At 74.2% G+C, this 17431-nt stretch carries 15 protein-coding genes; 5 read left to right on the top strand and 10 right to left on the bottom strand.

All coding sequences use genetic code 11. The features are described from left to right. The first annotated feature begins 119 nt into the window (after positions 1-119). Positions 120-650: an OsmC family protein gene (locus AAHH18_RS13610; protein WP_283320455.1), complete on the top strand. Its 531-nt coding sequence runs from the start codon at positions 120-122 to the stop codon at positions 648-650. Here the strand turns inward: AAHH18_RS13610 and uvrA are convergent. Next, positions 640-3501 carry an excinuclease ABC subunit UvrA gene (gene uvrA / locus AAHH18_RS13605; RefSeq protein WP_459349135.1) on the bottom strand — a complete coding sequence of 954 codons (2862 nt, stop codon included), beginning with the start codon at positions 3499-3501 and terminating at the stop codon, positions 640-642. The genes AAHH18_RS13610 and uvrA overlap by 11 nt on opposite strands. Before the next feature lie 100 nt (positions 3502-3601). Here uvrA and AAHH18_RS13600 point away from each other — a divergent pair, with 100 nt between their 5' ends. From AAHH18_RS13600 to AAHH18_RS13590, 3 genes are all read left to right on the top strand, one after another. Next, the gene (locus AAHH18_RS13600; protein WP_343301989.1) at positions 3602-5524 is read left to right on the top strand and encodes a glycoside hydrolase family 15 protein; all 1923 of its coding nucleotides are present in this window, start codon (positions 3602-3604) and stop codon (positions 5522-5524) included. Then, complete coding sequence (locus tag AAHH18_RS13595; protein WP_343301988.1) at positions 5521-6246, top strand: MBL fold metallo-hydrolase; 726 nt, start codon at positions 5521-5523, stop codon at positions 6244-6246. The genes AAHH18_RS13600 and AAHH18_RS13595 overlap by 4 nt, the downstream gene beginning before the upstream one ends. Positions 6247-6394: 148 nt before the next feature. Next, positions 6395-7702: a DUF4190 domain-containing protein gene (locus AAHH18_RS13590; RefSeq protein WP_343301987.1), complete on the top strand. Its 1308-nt coding sequence runs from the start codon at positions 6395-6397 to the stop codon at positions 7700-7702. Between the two features lie 64 nt (positions 7703-7766). On the opposite strand, the gene AAHH18_RS13585 is transcribed toward AAHH18_RS13590, so the two are convergent. Then, entirely contained in the window at positions 7767-8924 is a 1158-nt protein-coding gene (locus AAHH18_RS13585) for an acyl-CoA dehydrogenase family protein (protein ID WP_343301986.1), read from the bottom strand. A 138-nt stretch (positions 8925-9062) separates the two neighbouring features. On the opposite strand from AAHH18_RS13585, the gene AAHH18_RS13580 reads away from it, so the two are divergent. Next, the gene (locus AAHH18_RS13580) at positions 9063-9359 is read left to right on the top strand and encodes a YciI family protein (protein WP_283320461.1); all 297 of its coding nucleotides are present in this window, start codon (positions 9063-9065) and stop codon (positions 9357-9359) included. A gap of 67 nt (positions 9360-9426) precedes the next feature. On the opposite strand, the gene AAHH18_RS13575 is transcribed toward AAHH18_RS13580, so the two are convergent. The 8 genes from AAHH18_RS13575 to AAHH18_RS13540 all read right to left on the bottom strand — a co-directional run bounded on the left by AAHH18_RS13575 (position 9427) and on the right by AAHH18_RS13540 (position 17387). Further along, positions 9427-10431: a TerC/Alx family metal homeostasis membrane protein gene (locus AAHH18_RS13575; protein WP_283320462.1), complete on the bottom strand. Its 1005-nt coding sequence runs from the start codon at positions 10429-10431 to the stop codon at positions 9427-9429. Positions 10432-10435: 4 nt separating this feature from the next. Then, positions 10436-11476: a TerC family protein gene (locus AAHH18_RS13570; RefSeq protein ID WP_343301985.1), complete on the bottom strand. Its 1041-nt coding sequence runs from the start codon at positions 11474-11476 to the stop codon at positions 10436-10438. A 194-nt stretch (positions 11477-11670) separates the two neighbouring features. Further along, entirely contained in the window at positions 11671-12120 is a 450-nt protein-coding gene (locus AAHH18_RS13565; RefSeq protein WP_343301984.1) for a VOC family protein, read from the bottom strand. A gap of 37 nt (positions 12121-12157) precedes the next feature. After that, positions 12158-14263: an excinuclease ABC subunit UvrB gene (gene uvrB, locus AAHH18_RS13560; RefSeq protein ID WP_283320465.1), complete on the bottom strand. Its 2106-nt coding sequence runs from the start codon at positions 14261-14263 to the stop codon at positions 12158-12160. A gap of 103 nt (positions 14264-14366) precedes the next feature. Then, positions 14367-15023, bottom strand: coding sequence for a pyroglutamyl-peptidase I (gene pcp / locus AAHH18_RS13555; RefSeq protein WP_343301983.1), 657 nt, complete (start codon positions 15021-15023; stop codon positions 14367-14369). Further along, entirely contained in the window at positions 15020-15649 is a 630-nt protein-coding gene (coaE, locus tag AAHH18_RS13550) for a dephospho-CoA kinase (RefSeq protein ID WP_343301982.1), read from the bottom strand. The genes pcp and coaE overlap by 4 nt, the downstream gene beginning before the upstream one ends. Before the next feature lie 70 nt (positions 15650-15719). Next, positions 15720-16490, bottom strand: coding sequence for an imidazole glycerol phosphate synthase subunit HisF (gene hisF / locus AAHH18_RS13545; protein ID WP_283320468.1), 771 nt, complete (start codon positions 16488-16490; stop codon positions 15720-15722). Between the two features lie 3 nt (positions 16491-16493). Beyond that, positions 16494-17387, bottom strand: coding sequence for an FKBP-type peptidyl-prolyl cis-trans isomerase (locus AAHH18_RS13540; protein WP_343301981.1), 894 nt, complete (start codon positions 17385-17387; stop codon positions 16494-16496). Between the last annotated feature and the right edge of the window lie 44 nt (positions 17388-17431).

The raw sequence follows: 17431 nt of genomic DNA, 5'->3' as shown, positions 1-17431 counted from the left end.
GGACCCCGCGGGGCGCCACCCCCGCGCCGGCCCGGGACCTGCTGTGGGCCGGCTGCAGCGCAGCGATGGCGGGCGTCACCTGGTGGCGGAGGCGCCGGGGCTCTCGCCTACGCTGAGGCATGGGCCTGCTGCACACGTACACCGCCGACGTCGTCTGGACGGGGGCCGGCGCGACCGGCACCACGGGGTACGGCGCCTACGCGCGCGACCACGAGGTGCGGGTCGACGGCAAGGCGCCGATCCTCGGCTCGTCGGACCCGGCGTTCCGCGGCGACCCCGCCCGCCACAACCCCGAGGAGCTGCTGGTCGCGGCGCTCGCGCAGTGCCACATGCTGTGGTTCCTGCACCTGGCGTCGGCGGCCGGCGTCGTCGTGGTCGCCTACACGGACCGCGCCGGCGGCACGATGCGCGTGGAGGCGGCCGGGCACGGCCAGTTCACCGAGGTGGTGCTGCGGCCGCAGGTGACGATCCGGCCCGGGGGCGCCGTGCCCGCGGACGAGGACCCGTCCGGCCTGGACGCGCAGCTCGCGGACCTCCACCGGCGCGCGCACGAGCACTGCTTCATCGCGCGGTCCGTGAGCTTCCCGGTGCGCACCGACCCGGCGCCGGCGGTCCTGGAGGCCGCCGGCGCCGCGGACGTCACGCGCTGACGGCCTCGCGCGCCGGCTCGAGCACCTCGGCCAGGAACCGGCCGGTGTGGCTGGCCGGCACGGTCGCCACGTGCTCCGGGGTGCCCTCGGCGACGACGGTGCCGCCGCCGGACCCGCCCTCGGGGCCCATGTCGATGATCCAGTCGGCGTTCTTGATGACGTCGAGGTTGTGCTCGATGACGATCACCGAGTTGCCCTTGTCGACGAGGCCCTGCAGCACGCCCAGCAGCTTGCGGATGTCCTCGAAGTGCAGGCCGGTCGTCGGCTCGTCCAGGACGTACGCGGTGCGGCCGGTCGACCGGCGCTGGAGCTCGGTCGCGAGCTTGACGCGCTGCGCCTCGCCGCCGGACAGGGTGGGCGCCGGCTGGCCGAGGCGGACGTAGCCGAGCCCGACGTCGACCAGCGTGCTCAGGTGGCGGCTGATCGCCGGCACCGCGGCGAAGAACTCCGCGGCCTCCTCGATCGGCATGTCGAGCACGTCGGCGACGGTCTTGCCCTTGAAGTGCACCTCGAGCGTCTCGCGGTTGTACCGGGCACCGTGGCAGACCTCGCACGGGACGTACACGTCCGGGAGGAAGTTCATCTCGATCTTGAGGGTGCCGTCCCCGGAGCACGCCTCGCAGCGGCCGCCCTTGACGTTGAACGAGAACCGCCCGGCCGTGTAGCCGCGCACCTTCGCCTCGGTGGTCTCGGCGAACAGCTTGCGGATCCGGTCCCAGACGCCGGTGTACGTCGCGGGGTTCGACCGCGGCGTGCGTCCGATCGGGCCCTGGTCGACGTGCACGACCTTGTCGAGGTGCTCGAGACCGGAGACGCGCTTGTGGCGCCCGGCCACCCGGCGCGCGCCGTTCAGCTCGTTGGCCATGACCGTGTAGAGGATCGAGTTGACCAGCGTCGACTTGCCGGAGCCGGACACGCCGGTCACCGCCGTGAGCGTCCCGAGCGGGAACGTCACGTCGACGTTCTGCAGGTTGTGCTCGCGCGCGCCGTGCACGGTCACCTGGCGCTTCTTGTCGACCTTCCGGCGCGTGGCGGGCATCGGGATCGACCGCCGGCCGGACAGGTACGCCCCCGTGACCGACTCGCGCGACGCGAGCAGGCCCTTCAGGTCGCCCGAGTGCACGACGCGGCCGCCGTGCTCCCCCGCGCCCGGGCCGACGTCGACGATCCAGTCCGCGGTGCGGATGGTGTCCTCGTCGTGCTCGACCACGATGAGCGTGTTGCCGAGGTCGCGCAGCCGGGTGAGCGTGTCGATGAGGCGGCGGTTGTCCCGCTGGTGCAGGCCGATCGACGGCTCGTCCAGGACGTACAGCACGCCCACCAGGCCGGAGCCGATCTGGGTGGCCAGCCGGATGCGCTGCGCCTCGCCGCCGGACAGCGTGGCGGCGGCGCGCATGAGCGAGAGGTAGTCGAGGCCGACGTCGAGCAGGAAGCCGAGCCGCGCCTGGATCTCCTTGAGCACCTGCTCGGCGATCTGCCGCTCGCGCACCCCGAGCTCGAGGGCGTCGAGGAACTCCTTGGCCTCCCGGATCGGCAGGGCGCACACGTCGGCGATGGACTTGCCGCCGACGAGCACCGCGAGCACCTCGGGCTTGAGGCGCGCGCCCTCGCACACGGGGCACGGCACCTCCCGCATGAAGGCCTCGTACTTCTCCTTGCTCCACTCCGACTCGGTCTCGGAGTGGCGGCGCTCCAGGAACGTCACGACGCCCTCGAAGCCGGTGGAGTACTGCCGCTCGCGCCCCCAGCGGTTGCGGTACTTCACGTGCACCTGGTGGTTCTCGCCGTACAGCACGGCCTTGCGCGCACGCTCCGGCAGGGCGCGCCACGGCTTGTCCATCGAGAACCCGAGGTCGTCCGCCAGCGCGGAGAGCACCCGCTCGAAGTACTCCGAGGAGATCTGCGCCCACGGCGCCACCGCCCCGTCGCGCAGCGAGAGGTCCTCGTCCGGGACCACGAGCTCCGGGTCGACCTCCAGGCGCGAGCCGATGCCGGTGCACTCCGGGCACGCGCCGTACGGCGCGTTGAAGGAGAACGTCCGCGGCTCGATCTCCTCCAGCGTGAGCTGGTGGTCGTTGGGGCAGGCGCGGTTCTCGGAGAACCGCCGCTCGCGCTCCGGGTCGTCCGGGTCCAGGTCCACCATCTCGGCCACGAGCAGCCCGCCGGCGAGCCCGAGGGCCGTCTCCACGGAGTCGGTCAGCCGGCGCTGCACGCCCTCGCGGGCGACGAGGCGGTCGACCACCACCTCGATGTCGTGCTTGAGCTTCTTCTCGAGCGTCGGCGGCGACGCGAGCTGGACCACCTCGCCGTCCACGCGCGCACGGGCGAAGCCCTTCGCCTGCAGCTCCTTGAACAGGTCCGCGTACTCGCCCTTGCGGCCGCGGACCACCGGCGCCAGGACCTGGTACCGCGTGCCCTCGGGCAGCTCGAGCAGCCGGTCGACGATCTGCTGCGGGGTCTGGGCGGTCACCCGCTCCCCGCAGACCGGGCAGTGCTGCGTCCCGGCGCGCGCGAACAGCAGGCGCAGGTAGTCGTAGACCTCGGTGATGGTGCCGACGGTCGACCGCGGGTTGCGGTTGGTCGACTTCTGGTCGATCGACACCGCGGGCGACAGCCCTTCGATGAAGTCGACGTCGGGCTTGTCCATCTGCCCGAGGAACTGCCGGGCGTACGCGGACAGCGACTCGACGTACCGCCGCTGGCCCTCCGCGAAGATCGTGTCGAACGCCAGCGACGACTTGCCCGACCCCGACAGCCCGGTGAAGACGATGAGCCTGTCGCGCGGGAGGTCCAGGTCGACGTTGCGCAGGTTGTGCTCGCGGGCCCCCTGGACCACCAGTCGATCGTTCACGCGCGCCATGCTACGGCGGACCTCCGACAACCGCACATGTGTTCGAACGGTGTGCGACGGCGTGCTCGCGCGACGTCGCAGGTCGCCGCATGATGGGGCGGTGCCCGCGCAGCCCCCCGCCGTGACCGACGCCACGCCCGAGCCGACACCCCGGGCCCCCCTCGCCGCCGGCGCGCCGCCGGACCCGGCGACCCCCCTCGCGGAGTACGCCGTCCTGGGCGACGGCCGCACCGCGGCGCTGGTCTCCCGCTCCGGGTCGGTCGACTGGTGGTGCGCCCCGCGGTTCGACTCCCCCGCCGGGTTCGCGGCGCTGCTCGGCGGCCCGGAGCACGGGCGCTGGCTGCTCACGGCACCGGACGCGACGTCGGTGCGGCGCCGCTACCTCGGCGACTCGTTCGTCCTCGAGACGACGTTCCGGACGCCGACGGGGACGGCGGTGCTGCTCGACGCGATGCCGCTGGGAGACGGCCGGTGCGACCTGGTGCGCCACCTGACCGTGACGGAGGGCACCGTGCGGGTGCGCCACGAGTGGGTGGTCCGCTACGGCTACGGGGCGGTCACGCCGTGGGTGCACCGCGTCACCGACCCCGACGGGCGCGAGGCCGTCCAGGCGGTGGCGGGCCCCGACAGCCTGCTGCTGCGCGGCGACCGGCTGCCCCGGCCGCAGCGCACGGCGGGCGGCCACCGCGCGCACGTCGACGAGGTGGACATGTCCGAGGGCGAGAGCCTCGAGCTGTCGCTCACGTGGGCGCCGTCGTGGCTGCCCGTGCCGCGCGCGCCCCGCCTCGAGCACCGCGTCGAGGCGACCGAGCACCGCTGGGGTGCGTGGGCGCGCGCCGCCCGGTACGAGGGGCGCTACCGGGCCGCGGTGGTCCGGTCCCTGCTCGTGCTGCGCCTGCTGACCGACGCGCAGACCGGCGGCATCGTGGCCGCCGCGACGACGTCCCTGCCGGAGGACCTGGGCGGCGAGCGCAACTGGGACTACCGGTACTGCTGGCTGCGCGACGCCGCGATGACGCTCGAGGCCCTGCTCGAGCACGGGTACCGCTCCGAGGCCCAGGCGTGGCGGCAGTGGCTGCTGCGCGCCGTCGCGGGCGACCCCGAGGACGTGCAGATCATGTACGGGGTGGACGGCTCGCGGGAGCTGCCCGAGCGGACGCTCGACCACCTGCCGGGCTACGCCGGCTCGCGTCCCGTGCGCGTGGGCAACGCGGCCGTCGGCCAGGTGCAGAACGACGTGCTCGGGGAGGTGATGTGCGCGCTGCACCTCGCCCGGGCCGCGGGGGTCGAGGAGAGCGCCGACTCGTGGTCGCTCCAGGTCCGCCTGGTCGACCACCTGTGCGGCGCGTGGCGCCGACCCGACTCCGGGATCTGGGAGGTGCGCGGCGCGCCGCGGCACTTCACGCACTCCAAGGTCATGGCGTGGGCGGCGCTCGACCGGGCGGTCCGCGCCGTCGAGGAGCACGGGCTCCCGGGGCCGGTGGAGCGCTGGCGGCGCGAGCGCGACGCGGTGCACGCCGACGTGCTGGCCCACGGGTGGCACGCCGGCCGCGGCACGTTCGTGCAGCACTACGGCGCCGAGCACACGGACGCCTCCCTGCTCCAGCTCGTCCAGGTCGGGTTCCTGCCGCCCGACGACCCGCGGCTGCTCGCCACGGTCGCCGCCGTCCGCGACGAGCTCGAGGTCGCACCCGGCCTCCTGCACCGGTACCGGACGGACCGCACGGACGACGGCCTGCGCGGCGGCGAGCACCCGTTCCTCGCCTGCTCCGGCTGGCTCGCCGACGCCCTCGCGCGGCAGGGCGACGTGGCGGGGGCGACGGCGGTCCTCGACGTGCTGACCTCGCTGCCGGGGGACCTCGGGCTGCTCGCCGAGGAGTTAGACCCGGGGACCGGGCGGATGATGGGCAACCTCCCCCAGGCCCTGTCGCACCTCGCGCTCGTCCGCGCCGCGCACAGCCTGGACGAGGCGCTCGTCCGGGGCGCGTCCGCGCAGCCGTCCGGGACGGCGGACCGGCCGTGACCGGGCCCGTGGCGGCGTCCGGCTACACGGGCGACGTCGTGACCGGCGGGCCGGCGGACGTGCGGGTGCTCGACGAGGTCGTGCTGCGGAAGGTGTCGGTCGGGCCGATGGACAACGCGGCCTACACGCTGGTCTGCCGCCGCACGGGCGCCCAGCTGCTCGTGGACGCGGCCGCGGAGCCCGGGCGGCTGCTCGCGCTCGTGTGGGACGGCTCGCCCGCGGGACGGCTCGACCTCGTGGTGACGACCCACCGTCACGCCGACCACCTCGGGGCCCTCGCCGCCGTGCTGGACGCCACGGGCGCGGCGCACGCCGCCGGCGCGGACGACGCCGCCGCCGTGGCCGCCGGGGCGGGCACGACGCCCCCGCGGCCGCTGCGGCACGGCGACGCGCTGGAGGTCGGAGCCGTCGCGCTGGAGGTGGTGGCCCTGCGCGGCCACACGCCCGGCGCGGTGGCGCTGGCCTACCGGGAGCCGGACCGGGTGCGCGCGGACGGTGCGGTGCCGGGCCGCGTGCACCTCCTCACCGGCGACTCGCTCTTCCCGGGCGGCCCCGGGCGCACGGCGGACCCGGCGGCGTTCGCGGCGCTCATGACGGACCTCGAGCAGCGGGTGTTCGGCCGCTTCGGGGACGACACGTGGGTGTACCCGGGCCACGGGCGCGACACCACGCTCGGCGCCGAGCGACCCCACCTGGCGGCCTGGCGCGCACGCGGCTGGTGAGCGCGGCGGCCGGTTCACGGCCCGACCCGCGGAAGCCCTGCCGGGAGCGGGGACCACGGTGCACAATCGGTACGAACCCGGCGTCCCGGCCGCGTCGTGGTCTGCGATAGTGACCGACGGCATCGTCAGCAGCACCGGAGGGACACCCATGTCGAACGACGGCACCGCCACGCCCGGCCAGGAGGGCCCCGAGCCGTCCCCGTGGTCCGCACCGGGGGCGGGTGACGAGCGCCCTGCGGCGCCCGCCCCCTCCGGCTACGAGGCGGACGCCGCCGCCGGACCGGCCCCCTCCGGCTACGAGGCCCCGACGGCGTCCTGGCCCTCCGCCCCCGGGACTCCGCCCGCCGGGGACCCGGCCGCCGAGCAGCCGGGCTCCGGCCCCGCCGGCGGGTACGGCCCGCCCGCGTACGGCGCGCCCGCGTACGGCGCGCCCGGGTACGGGCAGCCCGGCTCCCCGCAGGCGGGGTACCCGCAGGCGGGGTACCCGCAGCCCGGCGGCGAGCAGCCCGCGGCACCGCAGCCCGGGTACGGCCCGGCCGGCCAGCCCGGGTACGGCGGGTACCCGCAGCCGACCGGTCCCTCGCAGCCCGCAGGCGGGTTCCCGGCCGGCCCGGGGGCGGGCGGCTACCCGCCGCCCCCCGGTGGCGGCTACCCGCAGGCCCCGTACGGCGGCGGGCAGTACCCCGCGCCGCAGGCCCGCGGGACGGACGGCGTCTCCATCGCGGCGCTCGTCACCGGCGTGCTCATGATGGGCGTCGTACCGATCGTCCTGGGCATCCTCGGCCTGAACCGCACCAAGAAGAACGGCACGCAGGGCCGCGGGCTCGCCATCGCCGGCATCGTCCTGGGCGCGCTGGAGATCCTCGGCGCGATCGCGATCGCGATCATCGTGCTCGTGGCGGTCCGCTCCTACGACGCCCGCATGGACGACCTGCGCACCGACTGCGCGGCGGGCGACATGGCGGCGTGCGACGACCTGTACGACGAGTCGAACTTCGGCACCGACGAGGAGGACTTCGGCTGGACGTGCGGCGGCCGGACGCAGGGCGGTGGCGGCTGCACGGACATCGGCGCGTTCACGTACGGCGACGACCCCGACCTGGACGCACTGTGGGACGCCTGCGACGGCGGCGACATGGCCGCGTGCGACGAGCTGTACTTCTCGTCCGGCTCGGGCACCGACTACCAGGAGTTCGGGGACACGTGCGGCGGGGAGACCACCGGCGGCGACCTGTGCGACACCGGTACGGGCGGCACGGTCGACGGGGCCCAGTCGTACGGGGACGACCCGGACCTCGACGCCCTGTGGGACGCGTGCGAGGCCGGCGACGCCGGGGCGTGCGACGACCTCTACTGGTCCGCACCGAGCGGGTCCGAGTACGAGGACTTCGGCGGCACCTGCGGCAACCGGTCCGACTCCTACGCGATCTGCGAGGACCTGATGGCGACGTCCTGACGACGGGACGGCCGTGACCGAGGGCCTGGGGCGTCACGCCCCGGGCCCTCGTCCGTCCGGCACCTCAGCGCTCGACCGGCCCCAGCCACGCGGTCGCCACGGTCGCGTGCGCCGACTCGTCGTCGGAGGGGTGGAACATCCCGGCCAGCACGTCGCGGTACAGCCGCCCGAGCTCGTCGCCGCTGACGTACGTGCCGCCGCCGGACACCCGCACCGCCCGGTCCACGACCTCGCGGGCCGTCTCCGTCGCCCGGACCTTGAGGCCGACGACCTTGGCGAACCACAGCGAGCCGTGGTCCACCCGCTCGTCGACGTCCCGGGCGAGCGCCCACACCTGCGGCTCGATGCCGTCCTGCGCGATGGCGGCGTCGGCGACGCGCCACCGGATGTCCGGGTCCTGCGCGTAGCTGCGGCCGTCGTGCTTCATCGACGTCCGGCGGTGCGCCGCCGCGACGGCGAGCTCCAGCGCCCGCCGACCGATGCCCGTGTACACGGCGGCCAGCAGGATCTCGAACACCGCGAACAGCGCGAACACGTACGGGTCCGCGCTCGGTCCCGGCGGGAGCGCGCGGACGACCCGGCCGGGTGCCGCGTACGCGCCGGCGAGCACCGTCGTGCAGGACTGCGTCGCCCGCATCCCGAGGGTGTCCCAGTCGTCCCGGGTCTCGACGCCGCCGTCCTCGCGCGCCACGACCGCGTGCACCAGGCGCGGGCCCTCGGGGTGGGCCTCGTCCAGCCCGAACGTGGCGAGCCGGGTCCACACCGGCGCCAGGGACGTGAAGATCTTCGTCCCGGTGAACCGGTAGCCGCCGTCCGGCTGGCGCTCCGCGCGCGTCCGCGAGCCGAACATCACCAGGTCGTTGCCGGCCTCCGAGTTCCCGAACGCGAACACCTCCCCCGCCGCGGCCTCGCGCAGCACGAACGCGAGCGAGTCGTCGCCGCGGTCGGCGAGCACCTTCGCCATGCCGGTGACCACCAGGTGCATGTTCACGGCGAGGGCGGTCGCCGGCGCGGCCGCCGCGAGACGGGTCTGCTCCCGGGCGACCTCCTCGAGGGCCAGGCCGGCGCCGCCGAGCCGCTCGGGGACGAACGCCGCGAGGTACCCGGCCGCGCGGAGCTCGGCGAGGTCCTCGTGCGGGAACGTGTTCTGGCGGTCGTGGACCGGGGCGCGCTCGGCCACCCCGGCGAGCAGCGCGTCCGTCAGCAGGCTGCGCGCGACCATCACGCACCACCCGCTCGCCGGCCGGGGACGTTCGGGACGGGGAGGCACCACGTGCGGCTCATGGCCCCACTGTGGCACGGCCGCGCCGCGGGGTGGACGCCGGTCCCCGACCGTGGGGCGCTCGGGCAGGATGGTCCCATGACCGTCTTCGCCGTCCGGTACACCTACGACTCGCGCACCGACGTCCAGGACGAGGTGCGTCCGCGGCACCGCGGCTACCTCCAGCAGGTCGCGGACCGCGGGGAGCTGCTCGGCTCCGGACCGTTCACGGACGGCGCGCCCGGGGCGCTGCTCGTGCTCCGCGTCGCCGACCGCGCCGCGCTGGACGCCGTGCTCGCCGACGACCCGTTCGCGGCGGCCGGCGTGATCGCCGACGTGGAGGTCCGGGTGTGGAACCCGGTCATCGGGCCGTGGGCGGCCGGCCTGGCGGGCTGAGCACCTCCCCGGGCGCGGGCCGCCGCGGCGGGCCGCCCGCGCCGGTCCGCCGGGTCAGTCCGCCGGGTCAGTCCGCCCGGACGGCCTCGCGCCGCTCGTCCCGCCGGGAGGCCGCGATGCTCGTCACGGCCGTCACCCCGAGCGTCACCACGATGACCGCCAGCGACACCCACGTCGGCAGCTCGGGCGCCCACGGCACCGGCTCCCCGCCGTTGACGAACGGCAGCGCGTTCTCGTGCAGCGCCTGGAGCACCAGCTTCACGCCGATGAACCCGAGCAGCACCCCCAGGCCGATGTTGAGGTACCGCAGCCGCGTGAGCAGCCCGCCGAGCAGGAAGTAGAGCTGGCGCAGCCCCATGAGGGCGAACACGTTCGCCATGAGCACCAGGTACGGCTCCTGCGTGAGGCCGAACACCGCCGGGATCGAGTCGAAGGCGAACAGCAGGTCGGTCGCGCCGATCGCCACGAGCACCAGGAGCATCGGCGTGACGTGCCGGCGGCCGTCGACCTTCGCCGTGAGCCGCACGCCGTGGTACTCGCTGCTCGTCGGGAGGACGCGCTGCACGAGGCGCACGAGCGCCGGCGGCCGGTAGTCCTCCGCCTCCTCCTCGTCGCCCACGCCCTCCCGGGCGACCTTGACGGCCGTCCACACCAGGAACGCCCCGAACAGGTAGAACACCCACGAGAACGACGCGATGGCCGCCGCCCCGATGCCGATGAAGATCCCCCGGAACACCAGGGCGAGGATGATCCCGACGAGCAGCGCGGTCTGCTGGTACTGCCGGGGCACGGCGAACCGGGACATGATCAGCAGGAACACGAACAGGTTGTCGACCGACAGCGAGTACTCCGTCAGCCACCCGGCGACGAACTCCCCGGCGGGGTCGGCGCCCCACACGGCCCACACGAGGACGGCGAACGCCACCGCCAGCCCCACGTACACACCGAGGTAGCGCAGGCACTCGGCCGTGGACGGGATGTGCGGCCGCCGGCCCACCACCGCGACGTCCACGATCAGGACGGCGGCGGCGAGGCCGAGCGACACGCACCAGACGAGCGGCGAGACGTCCAACGGGTCAGTGCTCCTTGCTGGCGGGCTCCTGCGCGGCGGTCACGGCGGCCGGCGCGTCGTCGCGGTCGCGCCGGGTCTTGGCGAGGCTCGCGATCGTGGCGACGGTGAGCGTACCGAGGATCACGAGCAGCGAGAGCCACGTGGGGATCTCCGGAGCCCAGTCGATGTGCTCGCCGCCGTTGATGAAGGGCAGCTCGTTGACGTGCATCGCGTGCAGCACGAGCTTCACGCCGATGAACGCCAGGATGAACGCGAGGCCCTTGTTGAGGTACACGAGGCGCTCGAGCAGGCCGCCGATGAGGAAGTACAGCTGCCGCAGGCCCAGCAGCGCGAACGCGTTGGCCGTGAACACGATGTACGGCTCCTGCGTGAGGCCGTAGATCGCGGGGATCGAGTCGAGCGCGAACAGCACGTCGGTGGCGCCGATCGCGACCATGACGAGCAGCATCGGGGTGATGAGGCGCTTGCCGTCGATGCGCGTGGTCAGCCGGTCGCCGTGGTACTCCTCGGTGGTCGGCAGGACCCGCTTGAGCAGCGTGACCGCCAGGCCGTCCTTGCGCTCGCCGGCGTGGGACAGCTCGTCCTCGTCGTGCTTCTCCCGGGCGAGCTTGATGCCGGTGTAGACCAGGAAAGCGCCGAACAGGTAGAAGACCCAGGACCACTGCTCGATCGCGGCGGCACCCACGAGGATGAAGACGGTGCGCAGCACGAGCGCGATGGCGACGCCGACCAGCAGCACCTTCTGCTGGAACTCCCGCGGCACCGCGAACTTCGTCATGATGATGAGGAAGACGAAGAGGTTGTCGACCGAGAGGCTCTTCTCGGTCACGTACCCGGCGAAGTACTCGGTGCCGTGGTCCCAGCCCCACACGATGCCGAGCCCGATGCCGAACACGATCGCCAGCACGATGTAGACCGTCGACCACGTCGCGGCCTCACGGAACGACGGCGCGTGCGGCGTGCGGACGTGCGCGAAGAAGTCGAACACGAGCATCCCGACGATCGCGACACCTGTCGCGATCCAGACCCACAGGTCCACGGACATGGATCACCCTCCGGTACAGACGACTGAGTACCGGAGGTCTCTCCCACCCGGTGCTGACCGGGCCGACGGCCCCGGGCCGGCTACGGAGGCGACCGTGATGACGGGGGCGTCGTGTCGGGATACTCCCCTCCACTGCGTGCGCCAGCATAGGTCATCAGTCCCACACGCACAGCACGGGACGGGGGTGCGGCGCGTCACGCCACGCAGAACTCGTTCCCCTCGGGGTCCGCCATGACCACCCACGCGCCCTCGCGCGGGTCGTCGACCTCGCGCAGCACCGTCCCGCCGGCGGCCTCCAGCGCCTCCGCGTGCTGCCGCGCCGCGGCGAGCTTCGCCGCCCGGTCCTGCCGGTCCACGCCCTGCGCGTCGGACCAGCGCACGTCCAGGTGCACGCGGTTCTTGACGACCTTGTCCTCCGGGACCTTCTGGAAGAACACCCGGGGTCCGGCCCCGGCGGGGTCGACGATCGCGTAGGCGGGGTCCCGGTCGTCGTCCGGGCCGATCCCCCACGCGTCCATCGCCTCGTCCCAGCTCGCGAACGGCGGCGGGGGCGGCTCCTCGACGTAGTCGAGCGCGGCGATCCAGAACCGGCCGAGCGCGCTGGGGTGGTGGCAGTCGATCACGACCTGGACCTGCAGGGACATGGCGGCCTCCGAGGACGGGCGGGTGGGGCGGACGGGGTCAGGCCGTCGCGGCGTGCATCTGCCGGAGCTCCTTCTTGAGCCCCGAGATCTCGTCCCGCAGCCGGGCCGCCAGCTCGAACTGCAGCTCCCCCGCCGCGGCGTGCATCTGGTCCGACAGCTCCTGGATGAGGTCCGCGAGCTCGCCCGCGGCGGCACCGGCGAGCTTCGTGCGCTCGGTGGCCGGCTGCGCCTTGGAGCCGAGCCCGGGGACGGGCGCCTTGCCGCGGCTGGACTGCCGGCCGTTGCCGCCGAGCAGCTCGGCGGTGTCGGCGTCCTCGCGCGCGAGCAGGTCGGTGATGTCGCCGATGCGCTTGCGCAGCGGCTGCGGGTCGATGCCGTGCGCGGTGTTGTACGCGATCTGCTTCTCGCGCCGGCGCTCGGTCTCCTCGATGGCGAGGGCCATGCCGGGCGTGATCTTGTCGGCGTACATGTGCACCTGGCCGGACACGTTGCGCGCCGCTCGGCCGATGGTCTGGATCAGCGACTTGCCGGAGCGCAGGAAGCCCTCCTTGTCGGCGTCGAGGATCGCGACGAGCGACACCTCGGGCAGGTCCAGGCCCTCGCGCAGCAGGTTGATGCCGACCAGCACGTCGTACTCGCCCATCCGCAGCTCGCGGAGCAGCTCGACGCGCCGCAGCGTGTCCACCTCGGAGTGCAGGTACCGCACCCGGACGCCCTTCTCCAGGAAGTAGTCCGTGAGGTCCTCGGCCATCTTCTTGGTGAGCGTCGTGACCAGCACGCGCTCGTCCTTCTCGACGCGCTGGCGGATCTCGTCGAGCAGGTCGTCGATCTGGCCCTTGGTCGGCTTGACGACGACCTCGGGGTCGACCAGCCCGGTGGGCCGGATGATCTGCTCGACGACCCCGTCGGACTGGGCGAGCTCGTAGTCGCCCGGGGTGGCGGACAGGTAGACGGTCTGGCCGATGCGCTCGACGAACTCCTCCCACCGCAGGGGGCGGTTGTCCATCGCGCTCGGCAGCCGGAAGCCGAAGTCGACGAGGTTCCGCTTGCGCGACATGTCGCCCTCGTACATCGCGCCGATCTGCGGGACGGTCACGTGCGACTCGTCGATGACGAGCAGGAAGTCCTCGGGGAAGTAGTCCAGGAGGGTGTTCGGCGCGGTGCCGGCGGCGCGGCCGTCGATGTGCCGCGAGTAGTTCTCGATGCCGGAGCACGACCCGATCTGCCGCATCATCTCGATGTCGTAGGTCGTGCGCATGCGCAGGCGCTGGGCCTCGAGCAGCTTGTTCTGCCGCTCGAGCTCCGCCAGCCGCTGCTCGAGCTCGAGCTCGATGCCGCTGATCGCCCGCTCCATGCGCTCCGGACCCGCGACGTAGTGCGTCGCGGGGAACACGTGGACCTGCCGCTCCTCGCGCACCACGTCGCCGGTCAGCGGGTGCAGCGTCTGGATGGCCTCGATCTCGTCGCCGAAGAACTCGATGCGGATCGCGAGCTCCTCGTACACCGGGATGATCTCCACGGTGTCGCCGCGCACGCGGAACGTGCCGCGCGTGAAGGCCATGTCGTTGCGCGCGTACTGCATCGACACGAACTGCCGCAGCAGCTGGTCGCGGTCCACCTGGTCACCGACGTCGAGCGTGACCATGCGGTCGACGTACTCCTGCGGGGTGCCGAGGCCGTAGATGCAGGACACCGACGCGACGACCACGACGTCGCGCCGGGTCAGCAGGGACGACGTCGCGGAGTGCCGGAGCCGCTCGACCTCGTCGTTGATGGACGAGTCCTTCTCGATGTAGGTGTCCGTCTGCGCGATGTACGCCTCGGGCTGGTAGTAGTCGTAGTACGAGACGAAGTACTCGACCGCGTTGTTCGGCAGCAGCTCCCGGAACTCGTTCGCGAGCTGGGCGGCGAGCGTCTTGTTGGGCGCCATCACGAGCGTCGGGCGCTGGAGCCGCTCGATCAGCCAGGCCGTCGTGGCGGACTTGCCGGTACCCGTGGCGCCGAGCAGGGTGACGTCCTTCTCCCCCGCCCGGATGCGGCGCGCGAGCTCGTCGATCGCGGCCGGCTGGTCGCCGGAGGGACGGTAGTCGGACACCACCTCGAAGGGGGCGACGGTGCGCTGCAGGTCGGTCACGGGACGCATGCGTCCACCGTACGTCCGGGGTCCGACACGCGCCCCGGCCGGGGCGCCGGGTTCGCGCAGGGCGTGCGGTCGCGACGCACCCCGCACGACCGCGCCGGACGGCTCAGGCCAGCGTGCCCGCCGCGATCGGGACGTCCTGCGTCGTCCGCAGCGCGGCCCGCACCACGGCCGCGAGGCCCGTCGCGGCGCTGCCCGCGGCGAGCGACGCGCTCCCGGCGGGCACCTGCTCGGGCAGCCGGGGCACGTGCACGAAGCCGCCGCGCGCCCCGGGCACCCGGCCCCCGGCGAGCTGGTCGGCCAGCGCGTACGCGACCGTGTTGCAGACGTACGTCCCCGCGGTGTTCGACACCTCGCCCGGCACCCCGGCCTCCAGCACCGCCGCGAGGCACGCCTTCACCGGCAGCGACGACAGGTGCGCGACCGGCCCGCCGGGCACGACCGGCACGTCCACCGGCTGGTCGCCGTCCTCGTCGGGGATCCGCGCGTCCTGCACGTTGACGGCGACGCGCTCCACCCCGACGGCCGACCGCCCGCCGGCCTCCCCCACGCACACGACGAGGTCCGGCCGGACCTGCGCGAGCAGCTCGGAGAGCCGCCGCGGCGCCCGGGCGAACGACACCGGCAGCAGCGCCGTGACCAGCACGGCCCCCTCGTCGCCCTCGGACCAGCCGTCCGCGACCGCGCGGACCGCCGCCCAGGACGCGTTCACCGGCTGCCCCTCGAAGGGCTCGAACCCGGTCAGCAGGACCGTCGCGGTCACGGGGCGTCGACCTCGCGCTCGTCCCGGCGCTCCGCGGCGAGCCGGTCCCACAGGGCGTCGACCTGGGACTCCAGGTCCGCCGGGGCGCCCGAGCCGTCGAGCACGACGTCCGCGGCGGCCTCGCGCTCGGCGTCCGTCGCCTGGGCGGCGATGCGCCGCTCGGCCTCCGCCCGGTCCATGCCCCGCGTCCGCACGAGCCGCTCCGCCCGCAGCAGCGCGGGCGCCTGCACGAGGACGACCAGGTGGAACGACCCCGCGTACCCCGACTCCACGAGCAGCGGGATGTCGTGCACGACCACGGCGCCGGCGTCCGCGGCTGCGGCCGCCGCCTCGCGCTCCGCCGCGAGCCGCCGCACCACGGGGTGCACGACGGCGTTGAGCCGCTCCCGGGCCTCCGGGTCGGCGAACACGACCGTCGCGAGGGCGGGGCGGTCGAGCGTGCCGTCCGGCGCCAGGACGCCGTCGCCGAAGGCCTCCACGACCTCGACGAGGCCGGGCGTGCCCGGCGCCACCGCCTCCCGGGCCAGGACGTCGTAGTCGATCACGACCGCCCCGCGCTGCTCGAGCCGCGTCGCGGCGACGGACTTGCCCGCGGCGATCCCTCCGGTCAGGCCGATGCGCTGCATGACCCCATCGTGCCGTGCCGCGACGCCTCGCCGCACCCGGGGTCGGCCCCGGCGTCCGGGCGGCCGGGCGTCAGCGGACCTCGAAGCCCCGTTCCCGCAGGTGCGCCTTGACCGCGCCGACCGTCAGCGTGCCGAAGTGGAACACGCTGGCCGCGAGGACGGCGTCGGCGCCCGTCGCGGCCGCCTCCGCGAAGTGCTCGACGGTCCCCGCGCCGCCGCTGGCGATGAGCGGCACCCGCACCTCCCGCCGGACCGCCCGGAGCATCTCCAGGTCGAAGCCCGCGGTGGTGCCGTCGGCGTCCATCGAGTTGAGCAGGATCTCCCCGGCGCCCAGCTCCGCGGCCCGGGCGGCCCAGGCCACGGCGTCGATGCCCGTGCCGCGGCGCCCGCCGTGCGTGGTGACCTCGTACCCCGAGTCGGTGCGGACGTCCCCGGTCACGCGCCGCGCGTCCACCGAGAGCGTGAGCACCTGGGAGCCGAACCGCTCGGCGATCTCGGCGATCAGCTCCGGCCGCGCGATCGCCGCGGTGTTGACCCCCACCTTGTCGGCGCCGGCGCGCAGCAGCCGGTCGACGTCGTCCGCGGAGCGCACGCCGCCGCCGACGGTCAGCGGCACGAACACCTGCTCGGCGGTGCGGCGCACCACGTCGTACGTCGTCTCGCGGTCCGAGGACGACGCGGACACGTCGAGGAACGTCACCTCGTCGGCGCCCTCGCGGTCGTACCGGCGGGCGAGCTCGACGGGGTCGCCCGCGTCCCGCAGGTTCTCGAAGTTGACGCCCTTGACCACCCGGCCGGCGTCGACGTCCAGGCACGGGACCACCCGCAGCGCGACGGACACGGCTCACTCCCCCCCGGTCGCGTCGTCGCCGGCGTCGTCGGACGCGGGCGCGCGGGTCGCGAGCAGGTCGATGACGAAGACGATGGTCTGCCCGGCGAGCTCCTCGCTCTGCGTCGCGCCGAGCGCGTACGCCGGCGGCACGACGAGCATCACCTGGCTGCCGACGGTCTGCTCGACCAGCGCCTCCGACCACGCCGGGACGTCGTCCAGCGAGAACGTCGAGGGGCTGCCCGTGGTCCACGTCGAGTCGAACGGCTCGCCGGTCGCCCAGACGAACCCGGTGAACTGCACCGTCACGACGTCACCCTCGGACACCTGGGGGCCGGTCCCGCGGAGCAGCGGCTGGACGACCAGGTCGGGCGGCGGCTCCGTCCCGGTCGGCGTGATCGACGGCGCGCCGTCGGCGTCGAGCTGCACGGCGGGGACACCCTCGCGCGGCTCGACGGGCTCGCCGTCCGCCCGCACCGGCAGGACGTCCAGCACGGTCACCGTCGGGTAGGACGAGGAGCCGGTGTCGGACGCGGGGCTGATCTGCAGCAGCCGCGCACCCACGCGCTGGCCGGACAGCGTGGCGTACAGGTCCTTGCCGAGGTCCTCCTCGGTCAGGAGCCGCGGGGTGGGGCTGGAGCTGTAGGACTCCTTGACGAGCGTGGCGTCGGAGGCGTCCTCGAGCCAGAAGTCCAGCAGCACCGGACGGCCGTCCTCGAGCGCCGGGCCCGTGCCCTCCCAGACCACCTCGTGCAGGGGCTCCGCCACCCGCAGCGGCGTCCGGTAGGTGACGGTCGGCGCCTGCCCGGCGTCACCGGACACGACCACCTCGGGGGGCTCGGGCTCCTGCGAGGCGCACCCCGCGAGCAGCAGTGCTGCAGCGGCGCACGCGGCCACGAGACGTCGCACGTCGTTCCTTCCCAGCGTCCTGCACGATCCGCCGCCCACTGTAC

Origin of the sequence: Cellulomonas olei (assembly GCF_039548315.1) — a bacterium.
In the GTDB taxonomy this organism is placed as follows: Bacteria; Actinomycetota; Actinomycetes; order Actinomycetales; family Cellulomonadaceae; genus Cellulomonas.
The sequence above is the reverse complement of the archived record's forward strand: the minus strand, read 5'-3'. Positions and strand labels throughout refer to the sequence as shown.